Source organism: Sphingopyxis fribergensis (assembly GCF_000803645.1).
GTDB classification, from domain to species: Bacteria; Pseudomonadota; Alphaproteobacteria; order Sphingomonadales; family Sphingomonadaceae; genus Sphingopyxis; species Sphingopyxis fribergensis.
This window is the reverse complement of record NZ_CP009122.1, coordinates 1344612-1368784: the sequence shown is the minus strand read 5'-3', so window position 1 is coordinate 1368784 and position 24173 is coordinate 1344612. Positions and strand designations below refer to the sequence as shown.

18 protein-coding genes are annotated in these 24173 nt (G+C 63.7%); 7 read left to right on the top strand and 11 right to left on the bottom strand.

Annotation, left to right across the window (positions count from 1 at the left end; all coding sequences use genetic code 11):
• Positions 1 to 94 precede the first annotated feature (94 nt).
• From SKP52_RS25185 to SKP52_RS06320, 4 genes are all read right to left on the bottom strand, one after another.
• The gene (locus SKP52_RS25185; RefSeq protein WP_081997235.1) at positions 95 to 421 is read right to left on the bottom strand and encodes a hypothetical protein; all 327 of its coding nucleotides are present in this window, start codon (positions 419 to 421) and stop codon (positions 95 to 97) included.
• Between the two features lie 121 nt (positions 422 to 542).
• Complete coding sequence (gene rpoC / locus SKP52_RS06330) at positions 543 to 4826, bottom strand: DNA-directed RNA polymerase subunit beta' (RefSeq protein WP_039572939.1); 4284 nt, start codon at positions 4824 to 4826, stop codon at positions 543 to 545.
• A gap of 61 nt (positions 4827 to 4887) precedes the next feature.
• Positions 4888 to 9066 carry a DNA-directed RNA polymerase subunit beta gene (gene rpoB / locus SKP52_RS06325; protein WP_039572935.1) on the bottom strand — a complete coding sequence of 1393 codons (4179 nt, stop codon included), beginning with the start codon at positions 9064 to 9066 and terminating at the stop codon, positions 4888 to 4890.
• Between the two features lie 387 nt (positions 9067 to 9453).
• Entirely contained in the window at positions 9454 to 9741 is a 288-nt protein-coding gene (locus SKP52_RS06320; protein ID WP_039572931.1) for a 4a-hydroxytetrahydrobiopterin dehydratase, read from the bottom strand.
• A 51-nt stretch (positions 9742 to 9792) separates the two neighbouring features.
• On the opposite strand from SKP52_RS06320, the gene SKP52_RS06315 reads away from it, so the two are divergent.
• Genes SKP52_RS06315 through SKP52_RS06305 form a run of 3 tightly spaced genes read left to right on the top strand, consistent with a single transcriptional unit; the run spans position 9793 to position 11446 of the window.
• Positions 9793 to 10221 carry a metallopeptidase family protein gene (locus SKP52_RS06315; protein WP_039572929.1) on the top strand — a complete coding sequence of 143 codons (429 nt, stop codon included), beginning with the start codon at positions 9793 to 9795 and terminating at the stop codon, positions 10219 to 10221.
• Positions 10218 to 10802 (top strand): heme ABC exporter ATP-binding protein CcmA, encoded by a 585-nt coding sequence (ccmA, locus tag SKP52_RS06310; RefSeq protein ID WP_039572927.1) that lies wholly within the window; start codon positions 10218 to 10220, stop codon positions 10800 to 10802. The genes SKP52_RS06315 and ccmA overlap by 4 nt, the downstream gene beginning before the upstream one ends.
• Positions 10799 to 11446: a heme exporter protein CcmB gene (locus tag SKP52_RS06305; protein ID WP_039572925.1), complete on the top strand. Its 648-nt coding sequence runs from the start codon at positions 10799 to 10801 to the stop codon at positions 11444 to 11446. The genes ccmA and SKP52_RS06305 overlap by 4 nt, the downstream gene beginning before the upstream one ends.
• A gap of 513 nt (positions 11447 to 11959) precedes the next feature.
• Here SKP52_RS06305 and rplA read toward each other — a convergent pair.
• The 7 genes from rplA to SKP52_RS06270 form a co-directional block, all read right to left on the bottom strand.
• Positions 11960 to 12658, bottom strand: a complete 699-nt coding sequence (rplA, locus tag SKP52_RS06300) for a 50S ribosomal protein L1 (RefSeq protein ID WP_039572923.1) — start codon at positions 12656 to 12658, stop codon at positions 11960 to 11962.
• Positions 12659 to 12662: 4 nt separating this feature from the next.
• Positions 12663 to 13094 carry a 50S ribosomal protein L11 gene (gene rplK / locus SKP52_RS06295; RefSeq protein ID WP_039572921.1) on the bottom strand — a complete coding sequence of 144 codons (432 nt, stop codon included), beginning with the start codon at positions 13092 to 13094 and terminating at the stop codon, positions 12663 to 12665.
• Positions 13095 to 13247: 153 nt separating this feature from the next.
• A complete protein-coding gene (locus tag SKP52_RS06290) occupies positions 13248 to 14186 on the bottom strand; it encodes an acyl-CoA thioesterase (RefSeq protein WP_081997234.1) in 939 nt (312 codons plus the stop codon).
• Positions 14187 to 14238: 52 nt separating this feature from the next.
• A complete protein-coding gene (gene nusG / locus SKP52_RS06285) occupies positions 14239 to 14775 on the bottom strand; it encodes a transcription termination/antitermination protein NusG (protein WP_039572919.1) in 537 nt (178 codons plus the stop codon).
• A 34-nt stretch (positions 14776 to 14809) separates the two neighbouring features.
• Positions 14810 to 15007 carry a preprotein translocase subunit SecE gene (secE, locus tag SKP52_RS06280; protein WP_039572916.1) on the bottom strand — a complete coding sequence of 66 codons (198 nt, stop codon included), beginning with the start codon at positions 15005 to 15007 and terminating at the stop codon, positions 14810 to 14812.
• A gap of 185 nt (positions 15008 to 15192) precedes the next feature.
• Positions 15193 to 16509 (bottom strand): MFS transporter, encoded by a 1317-nt coding sequence (locus tag SKP52_RS06275; RefSeq protein ID WP_039572913.1) that lies wholly within the window; start codon positions 16507 to 16509, stop codon positions 15193 to 15195.
• Between the two features lie 87 nt (positions 16510 to 16596).
• The gene (locus tag SKP52_RS06270) at positions 16597 to 17232 is read right to left on the bottom strand and encodes a TetR/AcrR family transcriptional regulator (protein WP_052207916.1); all 636 of its coding nucleotides are present in this window, start codon (positions 17230 to 17232) and stop codon (positions 16597 to 16599) included.
• Between the two features lie 111 nt (positions 17233 to 17343).
• Between SKP52_RS06270 and SKP52_RS06265 the strand changes: the two genes are divergently transcribed.
• The 4 genes from SKP52_RS06265 to SKP52_RS06250 are packed head-to-tail and all read left to right on the top strand — an operon-like array spanning position 17344 to position 24172.
• The gene (locus SKP52_RS06265; RefSeq protein WP_039572910.1) at positions 17344 to 18498 is read left to right on the top strand and encodes an efflux RND transporter periplasmic adaptor subunit; all 1155 of its coding nucleotides are present in this window, start codon (positions 17344 to 17346) and stop codon (positions 18496 to 18498) included.
• Positions 18499 to 18504: 6 nt separating this feature from the next.
• Entirely contained in the window at positions 18505 to 21669 is a 3165-nt protein-coding gene (locus SKP52_RS06260) for an efflux RND transporter permease subunit (protein ID WP_039572907.1), read from the top strand.
• Positions 21662 to 23062, top strand: a complete 1401-nt coding sequence (locus SKP52_RS06255) for an efflux transporter outer membrane subunit (RefSeq protein WP_081997232.1) — start codon at positions 21662 to 21664, stop codon at positions 23060 to 23062. Before SKP52_RS06260 ends, SKP52_RS06255 begins: the two co-directional genes overlap by 8 nt.
• A gap of 9 nt (positions 23063 to 23071) precedes the next feature.
• Positions 23072 to 24172: a DNA alkylation repair protein gene (locus tag SKP52_RS06250; protein WP_039572906.1), complete on the top strand. Its 1101-nt coding sequence runs from the start codon at positions 23072 to 23074 to the stop codon at positions 24170 to 24172.
• Position 24173 lies beyond the last annotated feature (1 nt).

The following is a 24173-nucleotide window of genomic DNA, read 5'->3' as shown; positions in this document are numbered from 1 at the left end:
CATCGTCACCCGGACTTGATCCGGGTTCGACACCTGCCGTCGCGCCATTGGATCCCAGATCAAGTCCGGGATGACGAAGGGCTAAAAACGACCATTAGTTGCCGTTGGCGTCGACTTCAAAAACCGCCGGTTTTCCCCGACTAGTCGGTTCCCATCCTGCTGCCAGAGCCGCTCGGACTCCATTCGCAACAATCGACCCGTTGACTTGGGGGCGACGCAATTGAGGTTGCAGGGCCGAACGTCGGGCCGACGGCATTGGAAATTCCAATAATGCTTCGCGCTGCGCATCCGCTCGGCGCAGGCTGACGACCATGCCACGCCAGCCGTCGGCTGTGCACCATTGCGGCTCCCGCTCGATAGCCCAATGATACTCATGATCATCAACTTCGATAAGGCCCGACAGATCACGTTTTGCAGACATTTGTGAAGGCTAGCACGGCGACATCCGCTTTCCACCCCAAAGCGGACAAAGAAAAAGCCCCGCCGGATCGCTCCGGCGGGGCTGTTCTTTTCAGGCTCTCACCCGAAAGCGGCGGTCAGGCTTACGCCTCGTCGCCCTTGATCAGGTAATCGCCCGCATCGGCATCGCTGCCATGCGTTTCGCCTTCGACCGCGCCCAGCGGATCGTTGCCGATCGCGGCTTCGGGGCCCTGCGCCAGTTCGGCGGCATGCTCTTCGGCGGCGGTCTGCGGCGCGATCAGATGCGCCTGGTTCGCGGCGCGCATCGATGCACGCAGCGCGGCATCCTTGCTCGATGCGGTAACACGAACGCGGTTCATGGCAGCGCCGGTGCCCGCCGGGATGAGGCGGCCGACGATGACATTTTCCTTGAGTCCCTGCAGCGAGTCGATCTTGCCCTGCACCGAAGCCTCGGTGAGAACGCGGGTCGTCTCCTGGAAGGATGCCGCCGAAACGAAGCTGCGCGTTTGCAGCGACGCCTTGGTGATGCCGAGAAGAACCGGACGGCCCTCCGCCGGCACGCCATTCTTCGGCAGCTTGGCGTTATATTCCATCATCTCCAGATAATCGAGCTGTTCGCCCGGCAGCAAGGTGGTGTCGCCGCCAGCGGTGATCTCGACCTTCTGCAGCATCTGGCGAACGATCACCTCGATGTGCTTGTCGTTGATCTTCACGCCCTGCAGTCGGTAGACTTCCTGGATTTCCGCGACGAGATATTCGGCCAGCGCTTCCACGCCCATGACGTCAAGGATGTCGTGCGGGTTCGGTGAACCGCTGATCAGCGCGTCGCCGCGCTTGACCTGGTCGCCTTCCTGCACTTCCAGCACCTTCGACTTGGGAATGAGGTACTCGATCGGATCGCCTTCTTCCGGAACGATCGCGATCTTGCGCTTCGCCTTGTAATCCTTGACGAATTCAATGCGGCCGCTGATCTTCGCGATAACGCTGTTGTCCTTCGGAATGCGTGCCTCGAACAGCTCGGCAACACGCGGCAGACCGCCGGTGATGTCGCGCGTCTTCGACGCTTCGCGGCTGACACGCGCTAGAACGTCGCCCGCCTGCACTTCCTGACCGTCCTCGACCGACAACATCGTGCCGACCGCGAGCAGGTAGCGCGCCGCTTCACCCGACTGATCGTCGAGCAAGGTCAGGCGCGGCTGCAGGTCTTCCTTCTTGGAGCGACCCGCCGAGCGATATTCGATCACGACGCGCTGGGCGATGCCCGTCGCTTCGTCGACCTGTTCGATCAGGGTCTTGGTGTCTTCCAGATCCTGATACTTCACGACGCCCTGCTTTTCGGTGATGAGCGGCATGGTGAACGGATCCCATTCGGCAATCCGGTCGCCCTTCTTCACCTTCTCGCCGTCCTTGTGCATGATCTGCGCACCATAGGGCAGCTTGTGCGTCGCGCGTTCGCGGCCTTCGGCGTCGATGATCGCGATTTCGCCCGAACGCGACAGCGCCAGACGGCGGCCACGCTGGTCGACGATCGTCGCCATGTCGCGATATTCGATCGTACCGTCCGAAATCGCTTCGGCATTCGACTGCTCGTTGACCTGCGCCGCACCACCGATGTGGAAGGTACGCATGGTCAGCTGCGTGCCGGGTTCACCGATCGACTGCGCGGCGATAACGCCGACAGCTTCACCGATGTTGACCGGCGTACCGCGCGCAAGGTCGCGGCCGTAGCATTTGCCGCAAACGCCCAGCGTCGCTTCGCAAACCAGCGGCGAACGGATCTTGACCGACTGGACTTCGGCGTCCTCGATCCGCTGCGTCGTCGGTTCGTCGAGCAGCGTGCCGACCGGCGCGATGACATTGCCGTCCTTGTCGACGACATCTTCGAGCGTGGTACGGCCAAGGATGCGTTCACCCAGCGAGGCGATCGTCGAACCGCCCTGAATGATCGCACGCATTTCCATGCCGCGTTCGGTGCCGCAATCTTCCTCAATGACGACGCAGTCCTGCGACACGTCGACCAGACGGCGGGTCAAATAACCCGAGTTTGCCGTCTTGAGCGCCGTATCGGCCAGACCCTTACGCGCACCGTGGGTCGAGTTGAAATACTCGAGAACGGTCAGGCCTTCCTTGAAGTTCGAGATGATCGGCGTTTCGATGATCTCGCCCGACGGCTTGGCCATCAGGCCGCGCATACCGGCAAGCTGCTTCATCTGAGCCTGCGAACCACGAGCACCCGAGTGCGCCATCATATAGATGGAGTTGATCGGGGCCAACCGGCCCGTCTTCGGATCCTTCGGCTCGGCGCGGATTTCGTCCATCATCGCGTTCGCGACCTTGTCGCCGCACTGCGACCACGCATCAATGGCCTTATTGTACTTTTCCTGCTGCGTGATCAGGCCGTCCTGATACTGCTGCTCGAAATCCTTCACCAAGGCGCGGGTTTCGTTGACCATGCCTTCCTTCGACGCCGGGATGATCATGTCATCCTTGCCGAAGGAAATGCCCGCCTTGAACGCGTTGCGGAAGCCCAGCGCCATGATGGCGTCGGCGAACAGCACCGTCTCTTTCTGGCCCGTGTGACGATAGACCTGATCGATCACGTCGCCGATTTCCTTCTTGGTCAGAAGGCGGTTGACGACGTCGAAGGGCACGGTGTGCGACTTCGGCAGGCATTCGCCGATGAGCATGCGGCCCGGCGTGGTTTCGAAGCGCTTCAGATACTCATTGCCCTGTTCGTCGGTCTGCGGAACGCGGCTCACCACCTTGGTGTGCAACGTAACCGCGCCGGTGAACAGCGCCTGATGCACTTCGGCCATGTCCGCCAGAAGCATCCCCTCGCCCGGTTCGCCTTCGCGCTCCATCGAGAGATAATAGAGACCGAGAACCATGTCCTGCGACGGAACGATGATCGGCTTGCCGTTCGCGGGGCTCAGGATGTTGTTGGTCGACATCATCAGCACGCGCGCTTCCAGCTGGGCCTCGAGGCTCAGCGGGACGTGAACGGCCATCTGGTCACCGTCGAAGTCGGCGTTGAACGCAGCGCAGACCAGCGGGTGCAGCTGGATCGCCTTGCCTTCGATCAGCACGGGTTCGAACGCCTGGATGCCGAGGCGGTGAAGCGTCGGGGCACGGTTCAGGAGGACCGGGTGCTCGCGAATAACCTCGTCGAGGATGTCCCAGACTTCCTTGCGTTCCTTTTCGACCCACTTCTTCGCCTGCTTCAGCGTCATCGACAGACCTTTGGCGTCGAGGCGGGCATAGATGAACGGCTTGAACAGCTCGAGCGCCATCTTCTTCGGTAGGCCGCACTGGTGCAGCTTGAGTTCGGGACCGGTCACGATGACCGAACGGCCCGAATAGTCGACGCGCTTGCCGAGCAGGTTCTGACGGAAGCGGCCCTGCTTGCCCTTGAGCATGTCGGACAGCGATTTGAGGGGCCTCTTGTTGGCGCCCGTGATCGTGCGGCCGCGGCGGCCGTTATCGAACAATGCGTCGACGGCTTCCTGCAGCATGCGCTTTTCGTTGCGGACGATGATGTCCGGCGCGCGCAGTTCCATCAGGCGCTTCAAACGGTTGTTACGGTTGATCACGCGGCGATAGAGGTCGTTCAAGTCCGACGTCGCGAAGCGGCCGCCGTCGAGCGGCACCAGCGGGCGCAGTTCGGGCGGGATCACGGGTACGACTTCAAGGATCATCCATTCGGGGCGGTTGCCCGAATCGATGAACGATTCCACGACCTTGAGGCGCTTGATGATCTTCTTGGGCTTCAGCTCCGACTTGGTCGTCGCGAGGTCCTCCATCAGGTCGATGCGTTCCTGCTCCAGGTCGAGGTTCTCGAGGAGCACGCGGATCGCCTCGGCGCCGATGCCGGCCGAGAACGCGTCTTCGCCATATTCGTCCTGCGCGTCGAGCAGTTCGTCTTCGGTCAGAAGCTGGAACTTCTCGAGCGGGGTCAGGCCGGGCTCAAGAACGATATAGGCTTCGAAATAGAGGACGCGCTCGAGCTGCTTCAACTGCATGTCGAGCAGCAGGCCGATGCGCGACGGCAGCGACTTCAGGAACCAGATGTGCGCGACAGGCGCGGCGAGCTCGATATGGCCCATGCGCTCGCGGCGAACCTTGGTCACCGTGACTTCGACGCCGCATTTTTCGCAGACGATGCCCTTGTATTTCATGCGCTTATACTTGCCGCACAGGCATTCATAATCCTTGATCGGGCCAAAGATACGTGCGCAGAACAGGCCGTCACGCTCGGGCTTGAAGGTGCGGTAATTGATGGTTTCGGGCTTCTTGATCTCGCCGAACGACCACGAGCGGATACGCTCGGGGCTCGCGATGCCGATCTTGATCATGTCGAAGGTTTCGGGCTTCGCGACCGGGTTCATGAAGTTGGTAAGCTGGTTCATATTCTAGGCTCCACTCTGCCCCCTTCGCCGCCGCGGCGGCGAAGGGGGTGAGGAAAAGATCTTATTCGGCGGCTTCGGGAAGGGCATCCGGGGCGTTGTCGGGATCTACTTCCTCATAGGAAGACAGTTCGACGTTGAGGCCCAGCGAGCGCATTTCCTTGACGAGCACGTTGAAGCTTTCCGGAATGCCGGCCTCGAAGGTGTCGTCGCCCTTGACGATCGCTTCGTAAACCTTGGTGCGGCCGATCACGTCATCGGACTTCACCGTCAGCATTTCCTGAAGCGTGTACGCCGCGCCATAAGCCTGCAGCGCCCACACTTCCATTTCACCGAAGCGCTGGCCACCGAACTGCGCCTTACCGCCCAGCGGCTGCTGGGTGACGAGGCTGTACGGCCCGATCGAACGCGCGTGGATCTTGTCGTCGACCAGGTGATGCAGCTTCAGGATATACATATATCCCACCGTCACCTTGCGGTCGAAACGGTCGCCCGTGCGGCCATCGTACAGATCGACCTGACCCGAGCGGTCGAGACCCGCGCGTTCCAGCATCGCCGACACGTCGCCTTCACGCGCGCCGTCGAACACCGGGGTCGCGAAAGGCACGCCGACCGACAGGTTTCCGGCGAGTTCGACGACCTCTTCCGTGGTCCGCGCCTTGATCTCATCGGCATATTCATCGCCATAGGCCTGCAACAGCGCCTCGCGAACCGCCTCGGGCGGAGCGCCCGCTTCGGGGTCGGGGTTCGCCATGCGCCAATCCTCGAGCGCCGCGGTGATCTGCTGGCCGAAGCCACGCGATGCCCAGCCGAGGTGCGTTTCGAGAATCTGCCCGACGTTCATGCGCGACGGCACGCCCAGCGGGTTGAGCACGAAGTCGACGTGCGTGCCATCTTCCAGGAACGGCATGTCCTCGATCGGCAGGATGCGGCTGATGATGCCCTTGTTGCCGTGACGGCCGGCCATCTTGTCGCCCGACTGCAGCTTACGCTTCACCGCGACGAAGACCTTGACCATCTTGAGCACGCCCGGGGCGAGTTCGTCGCCGCGCTGCAGCTTTTCGACGCGATCTTCATATTTCGCGCTGATCCGCTTGATCGCTTCGTCATACTGCGCCTTGATCGCTTCCAATGCGGTCTGGGCATTGTCTTCGACAACAGCCAGCTTCCACCAGTCGGCGCGGTCGAGATTGACGAGCATCTCTTCGGTGACGACATCGCCCTTTTTCAGACCCTTCGGCACGGCGCTGGTCGATTGACCGATGAGCAGTTCCTTGAGGCTCGAGAAGGTCGCACGGTTAAGGATCGCGCGTTCGTCGTCGGCATCCTGCTTCAGACGTTCGATCTCTTCGCGTTCGATCGCGATCGCGCGTTCGTCCTTGTCGATACCATGACGGTTGAAGACGCGGACTTCGACGACCGTGCCCGACACGCCCGGCGGCAGGCGGAGCGAGGTGTCGCGCACGTCGCTGGCCTTTTCACCGAAGATCGCGCGGAGCAGCTTTTCTTCCGGCGTCATCGGGGATTCCCCCTTCGGGGTGATCTTGCCCGCGAGGATGTCGCCGGGGCCGACTTCGGCGCCGATATAGACGATGCCCGCTTCGTCGAGGTTGCGAAGCGCTTCCTCGCCGACGTTCGGGATGTCGCGCGTGATGTCTTCCGGCCCAAGACGCGTGTCGCGCGCGGTGACTTCGAATTCCTCGATGTGGATCGAGGTGAACACGTCGTCCTTCACGATGCGTTCGCTGATGAGGATCGAGTCCTCATAATTGTAGCCGTTCCACGGCATGAACGCGACGAGCACATTCTTGCCCAGCGCCAGTTCGCCGAGTTCGGTCGAGGGACCGTCGGCGATGATGTCGCCCGCGCGGACGATCTCGCCCACCTTCACCAGCGGACGCTGGTTTATGCAGGTGTTCTGGTTCGAACGCTGGAACTTCTGCAGGCGATAGATGTCGACGCCCGACTTGCCGGGTTCGACCATGTCGGTCGCGCGGATAACGATACGCGTCGCATCGACCTGGTCGATCACGCCGCCGCGGCGCGCCGCGATGGCGGCACCAGAGTCGCGTGCAACGGTTTCTTCCATGCCGGTGCCGACGACGGGCGCTTCGGCCCGGATCAGCGGCACAGCCTGACGCTGCATGTTCGATCCCATGAGCGCGCGGTTGGCGTCATCGTTCTCCAGGAACGGGATCAGCGAGGCCGCGACCGAAACAAGCTGCTTCGGCGACACGTCCATCAGTGTGATCTGATCCTTGGGCGCCATCAGAAACTCGCCGGCTTCGCGCGCCGAGATCAGCTCGTCGATGAAGCTGCCATCGGGGTTGAGGTCGGCGTTCGCCTGCGCAACGGTGTGCTTCTGCTCTTCCATCGCCGACAGGTAAACGACGTCGGTCGTGACCTTGCCGTCGATGATCTTGCGATACGGGGTTTCGATGAAGCCATATTTGTTCACGCGCGCAAAGGTCGCGAGCGAGTTGATCAGACCGATGTTCGGGCCTTCCGGCGTTTCGATCGGACAGATACGGCCATAGTGCGTCGGGTGAACGTCGCGGACTTCGAAGCCCGCGCGCTCGCGGGTCAGACCACCCGGCCCGAGCGCCGACACGCGGCGCTTGTGGGTGACTTCCGACAGCGGGTTGGTCTGGTCCATGAACTGGCTAAGCTGCGACGAACCAAAGAATTCGCGCACCGCGGCGACCGCTGGCTTCGCGTTGATCAGGTCGTTCGGCATCACGGTCGACACATCGACCGAGCTCATGCGCTCCTTCACGGCGCGCTCCATGCGGAGCAGGCCAACGCGATACTGGTTTTCGAGCAGTTCGCCAACCGAACGGACACGGCGGTTGCCGAGGTTGTCGATATCGTCGATTTCGCCCTTGCCGTCCTTCAGGTTCACGAGCTCCTTGACGACGGCGAGGATGTCGTCGCTACGCAGCGTGGTGACCGTGTCCTCGGCTTCGAGGCCAAGGCGCATGTTGAGCTTGACGCGGCCCACGGCCGACAGGTCGTAACGCTCGGGGTCAAAGAACAGGCCGCCGAACAAGGCTTCCGCAGTTTCGCGCGTCGGCGGTTCGCCGGGGCGCATCACGCGGTAGATGTCCGAAAGCGCCTGGTCGCGGTCCTCGGCCTTGTCGGCCTTCAGCGTGTTGCGAATCCACGGGCCGGTGTTGTTGTGGTCGATGTCGAGCAGGACGAGCTTGTCGATCCCCGCGGCGTCGATCTTCTCGAGATTCTCGGCACTCACTTCGTCGCCAGCTTCGATATAGATCTCGCCGGTCGACTCGTTGATCAGGTCATAGGCCGAGTAACGGCCGAAGATTTCCTCGGTCGGGATCAGCAGCGTGTCGAGACCGTCCTTCGCCGCCTTGTTGGCAAGGCGCGGGCTGATCTTGTGGCCCGCCGCGAACACGACTTCGCCGGTCTTGGCATCCACCACATCGAAAGCTGGCTTCGCGCCGCGCCAGTTTTCGACCATGAAGGGCACGCGCCAGCCGTTTTCGGCGCGCTCGAAGACCAGCCGGTCATAGAAATGGTTGAGGATTTCTTCGCCCGACATGCCCAGCGCGTACAGCAGGCTGGTAACCGGCAGCTTGCGCTTGCGGTCGATACGGACGTTGACGATGTCCTTGGCATCGAATTCGAAGTCGAGCCACGATCCGCGATACGGAATCACGCGCGCGGCGAAAAGAAACTTGCCCGACGAGTGGGTCTTGCCGCGGTCATGGTCGAAGAGCACACCCGGCGAACGGTGCATCTGCGACACGATAACGCGCTCGGTGCCATTGACGAAGAAGGTGCCGTTCTCGGTCATGAGCGGCATGTCGCCCATGTAAACGTCCTGCTCCTTGATATCGAGGACCGAACGGGTGTCGGTTTCGCTGTCGACCTCGAAAACGATCAGGCGCAGCGTGACCTTCATCGGCGCCGCATAGGTGATGCCGCGCTGACGGCATTCGTCGACGTCATACTTCGGCGATTCAAGTTCGTAATGGACGAAGTCGAGCTCGGCCGTGCCGGCGAAATCGCGGATCGGAAAAACGCTGCGCAGCGTCTTTTCAAGGCCCGAAACATAGCCGACCGAGGGGTCGGACCGCAGGAACTGTTCGTAAGATTCGCGCTGAACCTCGATGAGGTTGGGCATCTCCACCGCTTCGTGGATGTTGCCGAACAGCTTACGGATTCGCTTGCTTGCGGTTGCTTCGAGGGTCTTGCCCACCGACTTCGCCTTGGTCGCCATAAGTGATTGTCTCGCCTGTCAAAAATCAAAATCGCGAGCGCTTCGACGCGAAAAAAGCCGCAGGCAACCGTTGCCGGTTTACCGCAGCTTTCCACGCCTGTCGAAATCCCCAACGACCTATCCGTACAGCCCGCTGCGCAAAGTCAGGCTCTATCTCGGAAGATGGGGTGAGGTCGCGATATAGGATTTGCGGTGCGCGGTGTCAACGGGACGCGTGCGATGTCTGTTTTGGGGTGGTGAGCTGCTATCCGCGCCCTTTCCTTCGTCACCCGGACTTGATCCGGGATCCACGGCGGCGCCGAAGTCATGGGCCCCCGGATCAAGTCCGGGGTGACGATTAGGCAAAACTGTGCCTTTGGTCGAAAGCCGACCAATCCGGCACCCCGCTCAGAGCAACGCCTCGATCGCTTCGGCCAGCTTCGCATCGCGTTCCGACAATCCGTCTGCGTCGTGGGTCGTCAGCAGGATGTCGACACGATTATAGACGTTCGACCATTCGGGATGATGGTCCATCTTTTCGGCGATGATCGCGACGCTCGCCATAAAGCCGAAGGCCTGTGCGAAATCGTCGAATTTGAACTGGCGCGTGATCGCGTCGCGTTTGGGCTCGTGCGTCCATCCGGGGAAGCGAGCCAGCAGCGCATCGCGCTGCGCATCGTCGAGTTTCTGGACCATCTTCTATCTCCCGCTGGTCAATATCGTGCCGCCGCCATAAGGAAGGGTGCCATGAGCGACAAGTCTGCCCTGCCCGATTTGCCTGCCGGCTGGACCGGCGGCGCGCCCGATGCCGACGCGCTGTTCGCGATGGCCGAGGCGGCGCTGGCAAACATGCCTGCGGTCTTTGCCCCGCATATCGAGGGCGTCGTGGTCGCGGTCGAAGAATTTGCCGATGACGAGATGCTGGCGTCGCTCGATATCGAGCACCCTTATGAACTCACCGGGCTGTACGAAGGCCGCCCGCTCACCGAGCGCAGCATCGACCAGAGCGGCGGGATGCCCGACCGCGTCACCCTCTATCGCATCCCGATCCTCGTCGAGTGGATCGAAACCGGCGAGCGGCTCGATACGCTGGTGCGTCATGTGCTGATCCACGAAATCGGGCATCATTTCGGCTTTTCGGACGACGATATGCACGCGCTCGAGGATATGGCGTGACGCAGTTGCTGCGGCTGGACAGCGTGGCGTGCATTCGCGGCGACTGGCTGCTTTTCGAGAATCTGTCGCTGACGCTGAACCGCAGCGATGCGCTGTGGCTGCGCGGTCCCAATGGTGCGGGCAAGTCGAGCCTGATCCGCCTCGCCGCAGGGCTTCTGCGCCCCGCGGCGGGCACCGTCGAGCGCCGCGAGCGTATCGCGCTGATCGACGAGGCAGCCGCGCTCGACGCCGAACTGCCGCTGCGCCGTGCGCTCGATTTCTGGGCCCGGGTCGACACGGTCGATGGGCATGCCGTCGATCGCGCGATGGACGAGATGGGGCTGGCGCCGTTGAGCGAAGTACCGGTGGCGATGCTCTCGACCGGCCAACGCAAACGTGCAGCGATGGTCCGCGTGATCGCCAGCGGTGCGCCGATCTGGCTGCTCGACGAACCCGCGAACGGCATGGACGATGCGGCGCAGGCGCGGCTGGTCGCAGCCGTTGCCAGGCACCGGGCGAATGGCGGGGCGCTGCTGCTCGCCTCGCACTTTGAGCTCGGCATTCCGGATCTGGCAGAACTCGACATGGGCGCGCTCGCTTGACCGCGCTGATCGCCCTGTTCTGGCGCGACCTGCGCCGTGCCTGGGGCAGCGGGGCCCTGTGGTTGCCGGTGCTGTTCTTCCTGCTCGTGGCGACGGCTTTTCCGTTCGCCGTCGGCCCCGACACGCCGTTGCTGCGGCGGGCAGGCGGCGGAATGATATGGGTCGCGGCGCTGCTCGCCGCTTTGCTTCCCATCGACCGGCTGGTGCGGCCCGACAAGGACGCGGGCGTGCTTGACCAGCTCGCAGTGCGCGGCTTTGCTGACGAAGTGATCGCGGCGGTCAAGATCGCGGCGCATGCGATTGCATTCGGACTGCCGCTGATGATCGCCTTGTTCCCTGCTGCAGCACTGCTGGCGCAGGACGGCTCGCGGGTCGAACTGCTCGCGACGGGGATTGCCATTGCCGTACCGGCGCTCGCCTCGCTGGCGGTACTGAGTGCTTCACTGACCGCGAACCATAAGGGTGGTAGCGCGGTCGGCGGGCTGCTTATCCTGCCGCTTGCGGTGCCGATGCTGATTTTCGGCGCCGGAATGCTCGATCCGTCGGGACGCGGCGCGATCAAGCTGCTGGCGGCGACGAGTTTGCTGCTGACCGTGATCGGACCGTTTGCGGCGGGTGCGGCGCTCAGGGGGCTCCGGGAGTGACCGCTTTCGACCGGAAGCGGACCTAATATCCTCCCTGTGGCGTAGCCATGGGGAGGTGGCAGCGCGAAGCGCTGACGGATGGGCCAATGGCGCGAGGTCGCGGCCCCTCCACCACCACCTGCGGGGGCGGTCCCCTCCCCATCGCTTCGCGACAGGGAGGATATCCCCCTCATCGGGCGCGGATAGCAGCTCACCACCCCGAACCCGACATCCCCTGCGAAAACCGCCTTTCCTACATTATTCGGCTGTGCCAGCCTTCGGCTCGGCTCTTTCAATATGTGGACAAAAGCGATCACCGCTCGGTTTAGATGCGGGCGGGAGCCCGCGCGCCATGCTCGCCGAACGCGAACAATCGGCCGCTGCACCAGGCTGACCTTTGCTGAACTTTGAAACGACGCCGCGGACCCAACCCATGATAACCAAAGACCGCCATGGCAACGGGCCACCCCGAAACGCCCATAAGAAAAGGGCCGGAGTTTCCCCCGGCCCTTTCCCTAAATCATGTGGTGCCAATCAGGCGCCGATGACGTCGGCCGTATCGACCTTCACGCCGGGGCCCATCGACGACGACAGCGCGATCTTGCGGACATATTTGCCCTTCGCGCCGGCCGGCTTGGCCTTGACGATCGCGTCGACAAAGGCGTCGAAGTTCTGGCGGAGCTTTTCCTCGCCGAACGACAGCTTGCCGAGGCCGGCGTGGATGATGCCAACCTTTTCGACGCGGAATTCGATCTGACCGCCCTTGGCGGCCTTCACGGCTTCGGCGACGTTCGGGGTCACGGTGCCCAGCTTCGGGTTCGGCATCAGGCCCTTCGGACCCAGCGTCTTGCCGAGGCGGCCGACGATGCCCATCATGTCCGGCGTCGCGATGACGCGGCCATAGTCGAGGTTGCCCGCGAGCATGTCTTCCATCAGGTCTTCGGCACCGACCTTGTCGGCGCCGGCGGCCAGCGCCTTGTCGGCATTGTCGCCGCGCGCGAACACGGCAACCTTGACGTCCTTGCCGGTGCCGGCGGGGAGCGTCACGACGCCGCGGACCATCTGGTCGGCGTGGCGCGGATCGACGCCGAGGTTGATCGCGATTTCCATCGTTTCGTCGAACTTGGCCGAGGCCAGTTCGCGCACCGTCTTGATCGCTTCGTCGACGGGGTGAAGCTTCAGCGCATCAACCTTGCCCTCGAGGGCCTTTTGCTTCTTGGTCAGCTTTGCCATCGGATCAGCCCTCCGTCACTTCGAGGCCCATCGAGCGCGCGCTGCCCTCGATGATCTTCGTAGCCTGTTCCAGATCGTTTGCGTTGAGATCCTTCATCTTGATCTCGGCGATTTCGGTCAGTTTCGAGCGGGCGATCTTGCCGCCGCTGATCTTGCCGGGCTCCTTCGAACCTGCCTTGAGGTTCGCGGCCTTCTTGATCAGATAGGTCGCGGGCGGCGTCTTCGTGACGAACGAAAAGCTCTTGTCAGCGAACACGGTGATGATGGTCGGGGTCGGCGTACCCTTTTCCAGCCCGTCGGTCGCGGCGTTGAACGCCTTGCAGAATTCCATGATATTGACGCCGCGCTGACCGAGTGCTGGCCCAAGCGGCGGCGACGGGTTGGCGGTGCCGGCGGGCACCTGCAGCTTGATGTAGCCGCTGATCTTCTTAGCCATGATGGCCTCCTGTCTTTCTGTCGCCCCGGACGAATCCGGGGCTCAAAATTAGCGGTCGAACAGAAGGGCATCACCCCTTCCTCCCGCGCGGAATCACGCCCTTATCTGACGCGAAGCGGCGCGCATAAGCGCAAACGCCGCAGAAAACAAGCCTTATGCGTCGGGCGCGGGCGGCGTGATGCGCAGCAGCCCTTCCTGCATTGCCGATGCAATCAGCGTGCCGTCCCGGCGATAGATCAGCCCGCGGTTGATCCCGCGGCTGCCACCTGTCCAGTCGCTGTCCATCACATAGACGAACCAGTCGTCGACACGAATGTCGCCGTGGAACCACATCGCATGATCAAGGCTGGTCGAGAAAAGCCCCGGGGTCGACCAGGTGAGGCCGTGCGGCAGCAGCGACGAGGACAATAGCCCCATGTCCGACACATAAGCGAGGAAGGCGCGGTGGAGCAGCGGATCGTCGCCGATCGGCGCCGCAAGCCGGTACCATTGGTAATGCGTCGTCCCCCGCTCGGTCGAGGCGGGGCGGACATTGCGCGTCTCGAACGGCCGCAGCCGCGCCATGCGTTCGAGCTGCGCATCGCTGACATTGGGATCGGCCGCCAGATTCTCGACGAGTTCGGCGCATTCCTCGGGCGGCAGCACGTCGGGCATCGGCGCCTGGTGCGCCGCGCCGGGCTCGGGCGCGTGGAAGGAAGCGGTGAGGTTGAAGATCACCTTGCCGTCCTGCCGGACGACGACGCGCCGGTTGGCGAAGCTGCGACCGTCGAAGTCGCGATGGACGCGGAAATGGAGCGGCTTCGCCTCGTCACCGCCGCGCAGGAAATAGGCGTGGAGCGAATGCGCCGGCTTGCCCCGATCGACGGTGCGCGCCGCGGCGGCAAGCGCCTGTGCGATCACCTGTCCGCCGAAGATGCGCTGGCGCGTCGGCTTGTCGAACGCGGGAAAGGTGAATTCGTCCTCGAGCCCCGGGACGGGCTCGAGTTCGAATAGGCGCATCACCGCCGCGACGACCTTTTCGGGCGAAAAAGCCGCCTGAATCTCGCGCGCGCGATCGATGCGAGCCTGAATCTCGTCGGGAGAAAGGCTCATGCGCATGTTCCGTTCAATGAACGCCGCTCGCCTTCACAGGCGCGCCGCACTATTATTTGGAGCGTTCGACCTGTTCGAAGTCGAGTTCGACCGGGGTAGCGCGACCGAAGATCGACACCGACACCTTGACGCGCGCCTTTTCGAAATCGAGTTCCTCGACCAGCCCGTTGAAGCTGGCAAAGGGACCGTCGAGCACTTTGACCTGATCGCCAATTTCGTAATCGACGCGGATTTCCAGCTTCGGACGCGCCGCAGCCTCTTCCTTGCTGTTCAGGATGCGCGCAGCTTCGGCTTCGCTGATCGCCTGCGGCTTGCCCATCGAGCCGAGGAAGCCGGTGACTTTCGGCGTGTTCTTGACGAGGTGATAGACATCGTCGGTCATCGTCAGCTTGGCGAGGACATAGCCGGGGAAAAACTTACGCTCGGCCTGAACCTTCTTGCCGCGCTTCACTTCGGTGACGGTTTCGACCGGCACTTCGACCGCTTCGACGAAATCGGTGAGGCCCATGCGCTCGGCTTCGGAAAGCACCGAATCGCGCACCTTGTTCTCGAAACCCGAATAGGCGTGAATGATGTACCAGCGCGCCATATGTGTCCGTATCCTGTCCCTGTAACCGCGGGCGTTAGCGCGCGAGCGACGTCAGCCAGCTGACGATCGCGTTGAAAACCGTGTCGACGCCGAAAAAGAACAGCGAAAGGATCGTCATCATGATGATCACCATGATGGTCGTCTGTACCGTCTCGCGGCTGGTGGGCCACACGATCTTGCGGGCTTCGGCGCGTACCTGATTGATGAACTCAGCCGGGCTGGTCTTCGCCATGTCGATCGTCCTGTCTTTTTGCGTCAATGATCCGGGCCAGATGGGTTGCCGCCCCCCACGCGTCAAGCGCGCTTGGGGCAATAGTCCGCCCACCCTCCCCGAGCAGATCGGCGAAAGGCGGAAGGAAAACGGCGCATCTGTCCGAATGAAAGCGGCCTTTACTTGGGCGCTGCGGCGATTGCAAGTCAAAGGCGGGACAGCGCGCGCTGCATCCAGAGCAGTAGTCCGGCCATGACGATCCAGCTGACCGTTGGCTGGAGCGCGAAGAGCAGATGGAGCTCGCGCGCCGCCGCCTCGCCGTTCTGCGGATCGAAGCCGACGAGATCGAGCAGAATATAGCTGACCGCGATCGCGCCGGCGACGCCGAACTTCTGCATCAGGTTCAAGAGCGCGAAGAGAAAGGCCGACCGGTTGCGGCCGCAACGCCCGGCATCCTGCGGGATCAGGTCGGCGAGCATCGAGTAGGTGAAGAGCAGCCCGACGAACCCGGTCCCGAGCATCAGCGAGAAACCCGTCGCCTGCCCCAGACCCTGCGGTTGCTGGAACAAGGTTGCGACGAGCAGGCTGGAGATCAGCAGCCCCATGGCGATCATCATCGGCGGTTTGCCGAAGCGGCGCGCGAGGAAGGTCCAGACAGGCGAGGCAAAGGCGCCGCCGATAAAGCTGGCGAAAAGCAGCACCGCGCTCTGCGCATCGAGATCGAGCACCGCGGCGGCGAAGAAGACGAAGAGCGAGGTGAGCGACCCGAAGGCGAAGCTGTTGAGGAATTGCACGCCAAGCAGCAGCAACAGCGGCGGGAAGGACAGGGACGCACTTATCTCGTGCCGCCAGCCGATGCCGGGTTCGGCGACGACGGCGCGCGGCGGTACGAGACGGATCGCAAAAAGCGCGATCGGGACCATGAGCAGGAACAGGCTGGCATAGGCCATGATCCGTCCCTGCAGGCTGATCCCCGGGATCAGAAGCTGCGCCGCCGCCGGCGCGGCAAAGGCGAGGATCAGCGCAATCTTCGCGAACCAGTCGCGCATCCCGTAGAGCAGCGCGCTGTCGGCCGGCGAGCGCACGAGCGCCGAACCCCATGACAGCTGCGCGACCTCATAGAGGCTGTAGCTCGAATAAAAGAGCACCATCATCAGGAAGAGCGCCGCAAAGGGCAGCCGGTCGCCAACCGTCACCAGCGCGAGCAACAACAGGGCAAGCGGCACGATCGCGAGCAGCATCCAGCGCCGGTGCGCGCCGAGCCCGGTGCGCGCGCGGTCGACCATCGCTCCGATGAGCGGATCGACGACGCCGTCCCATATCGTCGTCAAAGAAAAGAGCAGCCCGACCAGCGCCACCGAGATTGCTCCGCCCTCGGCAATATAGGGCGGCAGATAGACGCTGAACGGCAGGCCGAGGATGACCGTCGGCCCCGCGGTCGCGGCATAGGCGGCGACCGTGCGCGGACAAAGCGCGGGGGTTTCGTCGGCCGGGACGGCCGATGGCAGGGCGGTACTGGCCAAGATGCGACGCTCCCGAAACAGGAGCCCGCAAGCTTTCAGTTATTGACAGCCATGTCAACAATCCGCGCCGGCTGGGCAACTCCGCGCCTATCGGATTTTGAAATGCGACAGGAAGGGCTGAAGCCGCCAGTCGATCTGGTCGCGGTCCAGCCAGTCCTCCTCGACCCCCATAAGGGTGTTCAGCATCGAATCGCCGACGACGATGTCAAAGAACAGCCGCGCCGCGGCCTTCGGATCGTCGATCTCGGCGCGTCCGGTCGCCGCCCATTCGTCAAATAATTCGATCAATTCGTCGAGCGCGGGGACGTGGAGGTCGCGGTAAATCTGCAACGCAAATTCACGGTCGCGCAGGCTTTCGGAAATCAGCATGCGCATCAGCGCGACGGCGCGGGGCGATTCCATGAGCTCGCTCTGGCGGTGCGCATAGGCTTTGAGCGTTTCGACGCTCGACAATTCGCCCGTCGCATCGCCTTCGAGCGACCGCAGCATCGCTTCGTCGCACCAGCGCGTCGCGATGGCGTGGAGTAACCCCTGCTTGTTGCCGAACAATTCGTAAAGCGTCGCGAGCGAGCCGCCCGAGCTTTTGACGATTTCGGCGAGGCTGGTGCGCTCATACCCCTGTTCGAGAAACAGCGACTCCGCCGCGTCGAGAATGGCGCTTTGCCGCCGCTCGCGCGGCGACGACCTATCTATCTGACATAAATCCGATTCCGGCGTCGTCATTTCGCAGACCTCTTCCCTTGCTCTTTTCTGTAATTTAAATTACACGGCGCCTGAACGCAAGCTTTTGCGTATATACAACTCCCGCACAACTGCGATTTTTCAGGGGTCCATATGAGTCGCTTTCGTCCTCTTGGCTGCGCCGCCGGCGCTGCGCTGGCTCTGGTGCTGGCTTCATGCTCGTCGGAAGCGCCCCCCGCGCCGCCGCCGCCCGAAGTCAATATCGTGACGATCCGCACGCAGGCAGTACCGAATGTGATCGAACTGCCTGGCCGCGTGCAGGCGTTTCGCACGTCCGAAGTGCGTGCGCGGGTCAACGGCATCGTCGAGCGCCGCCTGTTCAGCGAAGGCAGCTATGTCCGCGCCGGAACCCCGCTGTTCCGGATCGACCCCCGCGAGCTGACCGCGACCGCCAATGCGGCGCGCGCACAGCTGGCCCGCGCGCAGGCAACCGCCGCCAATGCGCGGCAGGTCGTCGGACGCTATCAGCCGCTGCTCGCCGACCAGGCGATCGGCAAGCAGGAATATGATGCTGCGGTGGCTGCGCAGCGCACCGCCGAAGCCGATGTGCAGCAGGCGCAGGCCAATCTGGAATCGGCGCGCCTAAATCTGGGCTATGCGTCGGTCACCGCACCGATTTCCGGCCGGGCGCGCCGCGCCGAAGTGACTGAAGGCGCACTGGTTAGTGCCTCACAAGGCACGCTGCTCACGACGATCGAGCAGATCGACCGGGTCTATGTCAATTTCGGACAGTCGAGTTCGGACCTGCTCGCCACCCGCCGCGACATGGAAGCCGGCAAGGTCAGCGCGCCGCAACTCGAACGCGTCGAAGTGCAGCTGATCCTTGAGGACGGCACCGCCTATCCGGTCATCGGCCACCTCGATTTCTTCGACCTGTCGATCGACGAGGCGACGGGCACCGCGGCGCTGCGCGCCGAATTCCCCAACCCCACCTCTGCTCTCTTGCCTGGCCAGTTCGTGCGCGCCCGCATCTTTGCCGGCAACCGCGCCGATGGCGTGCTGATCCCGCAACGCGCAGTCAAGCTGGCGGCCGACAATGCGAGCGTCATGGTGCTCGACGCCAAGAATGTCGCGACCCCGCGCCCGGTGAAGCTCGGCACGATGGTCGCAGGCCAATGGGCTATCCTCGACGGGCTGAAACCCGGCGACCGGGTGATTGTCGACGGACTGCAAAAGGTCCAGCCAGGCCAGCCGGTGCGCGTCGCGGCGCCTCAGGGCACGGCTTCGACGCCCGCGGCAAAGCGTTGATCTGACATGACCCCCCGCTTCTTCATCGACCGGCCCATTTTTTCGTGGGTCATCGCCATCGGCATCCTGCTTGCCGGGATCATCGCGCTGCGCAGCCTGCCGGTCGAGCAATATCCCTCGGTCGCGCCGCCGTCGCTCACGATCGGCGTCACCTATCCGGGCGCCGATGCGAGCACGCTCGAGCAGAATGTCACGCAGGTCATCGAGCAGGAACTGAATGGGGTCGAGGGCTTCCTCTACATGGCCTCGACCAGCGAATCGAATGGCACCGCGTCGATCACGCTGACCTTCGAGGCCGGGACTGACATCGATAATGCGCAGCTGGAGGTGCAGAACCGCCTGCGCCGCGTCGAACAGCGCCTGCCCGAAGAAGTGCGCCGCCAAGGCATTTCGGTGACCGAGGCGAACTCGGGCTTCCTGCTGATCGTCGCGATCACGTCGAAGAGCGGCGACACCGACCCGATGGAGGTCAACAACTTCGCCAACACGCGCGTGCTCGACGAGCTCCGCCGCGTCGGCGGTGTCGGCAACGTCCAGGCCTTCGCTCCCGAATATGCGATGCGCATCTGGCTCGACCCGCAAAAGCTCGCCTCCTATAATCTATCGGCGGCCGAGGCGCTGGGCGCGGTGCAGGAGCAGAACAGCCAGACGCCGGGCGGCCAGCTCGGCGACCAGCCGATCGCCAAGGGCGCGCAACTCAACGCCGTCATCACGACGCAGGGCCGCTTTACCAAGCCCGAGCAGTTCGAGAGCATCATCCTGCGCGCCAACCCGGACGGGTCGGCGGTCACGCTGGGCGACGTCGGGCGTGTCGAGCTGGGCGCGGCGAGCTATCTTTTCTCGTCCGAGCTCAATGGCAAGCCGATGGCGGGTCTCGCAGTCCAGCTGACCCCCGGCGCCAACGCGCTGTCGACGGCGGCGGGCATCCGTGCGCAGATGGAGGAATTGTCGAAGGGCTTTCCGCCCGACATCACCTGGTCGATCCCCTATGACACGACGCCTTTCGTCGAGCTATCGATCGAAGAGGTGGTGATAACCCTCGTCGAGGCGATGGTGCTCGTCTTCCTCGTCATGTTTCTGTTCCTCCAGAACTGGCGCGCGACGGTGATCCCGACGGTGGTCGTCCCCATCGCGCTGGCGGGTGCCTGCCTTGGCCTCTGGATGTTCGGTTTCTCGATCAACGTGCTGACGCTGTTCGGCATGGTGCTGGCGATCGGCATCCTCGTCGACGACGCGATCGTCGTGATCGAGAATGTCGAGCGCATCATGAACGAGGAGCATCTGTCGCCTTATGAGGCGACGGTGAAGGCGATGTCGCAGATCACGTCGGCGATCGTCGGCATCACGCTTGTGCTGATCGCGGTGTTCATCCCGATGGCCTTTTTCCCGGGTTCGACCGGCGGCATCTATCGCCAATTTTCGATGACGCTGGCGATATCGATCGCTTTCTCGGCGCTGCTCGCGCTGACGCTTACGCCCGCGCTCTGCGCGACTCTGCTGAAACCGCACGACAATAGCGAACGCAAGGGGCGCATCGGCGCCTTTTTCGATCGCTTCTTCGGCGGGTTCAACCGCTGGTTCGGCCGCACGACCGACCGTTATCAGGGGGGCGTCGGCAAGATGCTGGCGGCGCCGCTGCGCTGGCTCGGCGTGTTCGCCCTGATGGTTGCGGTCACCGCGCTGCTGTTCACGCGCCTTCCGGGCTCCTTCCTGCCGCAGGAAGACCAGGGCTATCTGATCACCGTGATCCAGGCGCCCCCGGGCGCGACGACGCAGCGTACCAACGAAGCGACCAAGCAGGTCAAGGCCTTCTTCGCCGAACAGCCGCAGGTCGCGAATATCGTCTCGGTCAACGGCTTCAGCTTCTTTGGCCAGGGCCAGGCGAACGCGATCATGTTCACCCCGCTGAAGCCGTGGGACGAACGCACCGGCGAAGGCGACAGCGCCGACGCGATCGCCGGCAAGGCGATGGGGACTTTGATGGGCATCAAGGAGGCGTTCGCCTTCTCGCTCAGCCCGCCGTCGATTCCCGAACTCGGGACGTCGAGCGGCTTTACCTTTAAGCTGCAGGATCGTGGCGGCAACCCGCGCGAAGCGCTGATCGCCGCGCGCAACCAGATGCTGGGCGGCGCGATGCAGAGCAAGCTGCTCGCGAACGTCCGTCCCGAGGGGCAGGAAGACGCGCCGGTGCTGAAGGTCGATATCGACCGGATCCAGGCGCGCGCGCTCGGCCTGTCAATCGGCGACGTCAACGCGACGCTCGCGATCAGTTTCGGCAGTGCCTATGCCAATGACTTCACCCGCGAGGGCCGCGTGCTGCGCGTGCTGCTCCAGGCCGACGCCGCGAGCCGGATGACGCCGCAGGACGTGCTCGAATTGCGGGTGCGCAGCGCGAATGGCGACATGGTGCCCTTCGGATCGTTCAGCTCGGCCGAATGGTCCGCCGAAGCGCCGCAGCTCCAGCGGTACAACGGCTATCCTGCTATGACGATTTCGGGCGAACCCGCCCCCGGCCAGTCGACCGGCGAGGCGATGGCGGAGATGGAACGCCTCGCAGAGTCGCTTCCCGCGGGCTTCTCCTACGAATGGACCGGCATCTCCTATGAGGAGAAGCAGTCGGCGGGGCAGATCGGCTTGTTGCTCGGCCTGTCGCTCGTCGTCGTCTTCCTTTTGCTGTCGGCGCTGTACGAAAGCTGGGCGGTCCCTGTCGCGGTGCTGCTCGTCGTGCCCTTGGGCGTGCTCGGCGCGGTGCTCTTCTCGATGTTTCGCGGCCTCTCCGCCGATATTTATTTCAACGTCGGCCTCATCACGATCATCGGCCTGTCCGCGAAAAACGCGATCCTGATCGTGGAATTCGCGATCGAGCAGGAGGCCGAGGGCAAGTCGACGATGGACGCGGTGATGGAAGCGGTGAAGCTGCGCCTACGCCCGATCATCATGACCAGCCTCGCCTTCATCCTTGGCATGGTGCCGCTGGTCATCGCCAGCGGCGCGGGCGCCGCCAGCCGCATCGCGGTCGGGTCGGGCGTGATGGGCGGGATGATCGCGGCAACCTTGCTCGGTATCTTCTTCATCCCGCTCTTCTACCTGTCGGTGCGCAAGTGGATCAGCCGCAAACGACCGCCTGCCCCCACCGAAAAGGGACATCATGAGGAGCCCGATCATGCGTAATCTGATCGCGCTGCTTGCGGCGACGACGCTCGCCGGATGCATCAACATGGCGCCGAAGCATGACCGTCCGGCGCTGGCGACCGCGCCGGCCTATCCGGCGGAGTTCGCGGGCGATGTCACGCTCGGGCAGCGGGCGACCGACGTGTCGTGGCAGGACTTTTTCGCCGATCCGCAGCTTCAGGTGCTGATCACGCAAGCGATCGAACGCAACCGCGACCTTGCCGTCGCGATCGCGCAGATCGAGGAAGCGCGCGGGCTGTACCGGATCCAAGATGCCGATCGCCTGCCGACGGTGGGCGCGAGCGCCGATGCTACGCGCACCCGCGGCCCCTCGCTGACGGGACCAGGCACCGACACGACCAATCGCTATTCGGTGGGCGTCGGCGTGACCTCGTTCGAGCTCGATTTCTGGGGGCGGGTCAAGAATTTGTCCGAAGCGGCGCGCAGCCAATATCTCGCGACCGAGCAGGCCGAGCGCGCCTTCCGGTTGGCGCTCGTCCGCGACGTCGCCTCGACCTATTTTGCGTCGCGTGGTGCCGAGGAACAGATCGAGCTGGCCGAAGCGACGGTGACAAGCCGCAAGGAAGGGCTGCGTATCGCGAAGCGACGGCTTGACGCCGGCGTGACCTCGGCGCTCGACTATCGCCAGTCGGAGACATTGCTGACGCAGGCCGAGACGCAGCTTGCGAGCCTGAAGCTGGGCAAGGCGCAGGCGGATAATTTCCTCAGCGTACTGACCGGCGGACCAGTGGCAGGCCCCCTGCCCGCGCCGCTGCCGCTTGTCGCTCAGGGGCAGTCGCCGACGCTGACCGCGGGCCTGCCGTCGGACCTGCTTGTTGCGCGGCCCGACGTCCTCGCTGCCGAAGAACGGCTCCGCGCCGCGCGCGCCAATGTGGGTGCGGCGCGCGCCGCCTTCTTCCCGTCGATCTCGCTGACCGGCAACCTCGGCTTCGCGTCGGGGTCGCTCGACAACCTCTTCAGCAACGATGGCTTCGGGTGGAGCTTTGGCCCGTCGATCAGCCTGCCGATCTTTGATTTCGGGCGCAACAAGGGCAATCTGACTGTCGCCGAAGCGCGCGAGAATATCGCCGTCGCGACCTATGAGCGCACCGTGCAGGGCGCGTTTCGCGAAGTCGCCGACGCGCTGGCCGGGCGCCGCTATCTCGCCGATCAGGTCGAGGCGCAGGAGCGTGGGACGCTCGCACAGCGCCGCATCGCCGACCTTGCGCGCAAGCGCTATCGCGAAGGCGTGTCAACCTATCTCGAAGTGCTCGACGCCGAACGCAATCTGTTCGCCGCCGAACAGACGCTGATCGAGACGCGCCGCGCGCAGGTCGACAATCTGGTGACGCTCTATGTCGCGCTAGGCGGCGGTCTGGTCGAGCGGCGGTAAGGCGCCGCGATGACCGACGAAAGCCCTGCCCTCCTCAAGGATATATTGGGTCCGCGCGCGCTGGAGACGATCGGCGAAGCGGGGGTCGTGGCGTCACCACGCTTCGATCGCGCCGCCTTCCTGTCTGCCGCAGCGGACGGGCTCGACGCGCTGTCGATCATGGAGCGCGTGCGTCATATCGCGGGCGCGCTTCATAGCTCGCTTCCCGGCAGCTATCCCGAGGCCCTGACGATCATCCGCGCGATGGCACCGCGACTGACGCACGGGTTTCAGGCGATGGCGGTCACCGAATATGTCGCGCGCTACGGCCTCGACGATTTCGAGGCGTCGATGGACGCGCTCGCCGATTTGACGCGCTTCGGATCGGCCGAGTTCGCGATCCGCCCGTTTCTTGCAGCCGATACGCTGCGCGCGCTAGCGACCATGACCGGGTGGGCGGGCAGCGACGACGAGCATGTCCGCCGGCTCGCGAGCGAAGGCTGCCGCCCCAGATTGCCTTGGGCGGCGCGCGTGCCGGCGCTGAAGGCCGACCCGACGCTGGCGGCGCCGATCCTCGAAGCATTGAAGGCCGATCCGAGCCATTATGTGCGCAAATCGGTCGCGAACCATCTGAACGACATCGCCAAGGATCGCCCCGACTGGCTGCTAGACCGACTTGCGGATTGGCCGCAGGACGACCTGCGCACGGTCTGGATTATCCGCCACGCGCTGCGCACGTTGATCAAAAAGGGCAATCCCGCTGCACTGGCGCTGATCGGCGTCGGCCCTGGCGCGGCGGTGACTGTGCGACGTTTCGCAATCACGCCCGAGTCGGTTCGCCTTGGCGACCGGATCGCGATGGCGGCCGACCTCGCATCGGATTCGCCAGACGGGCAACGTCTGGTCGTGGATTATCGCATCCATTACGCGCGCGCCGGAGGCAAGACCGCGCCGAAGGTGTTCAAGCTCAAGACCTTCGAGCTGGGCGGGGGCGACGCCATCACGCTCGGTATATCGCAGACGATCCGCGATTTCAGCACGCGGCGGCATCACCCGGGGCGGCATCGGGTCGAATTGATCGTCAATGGGCAGACGGTAGCCGAGGGCGCGTTCGAGATACTAGCCGGCTGAC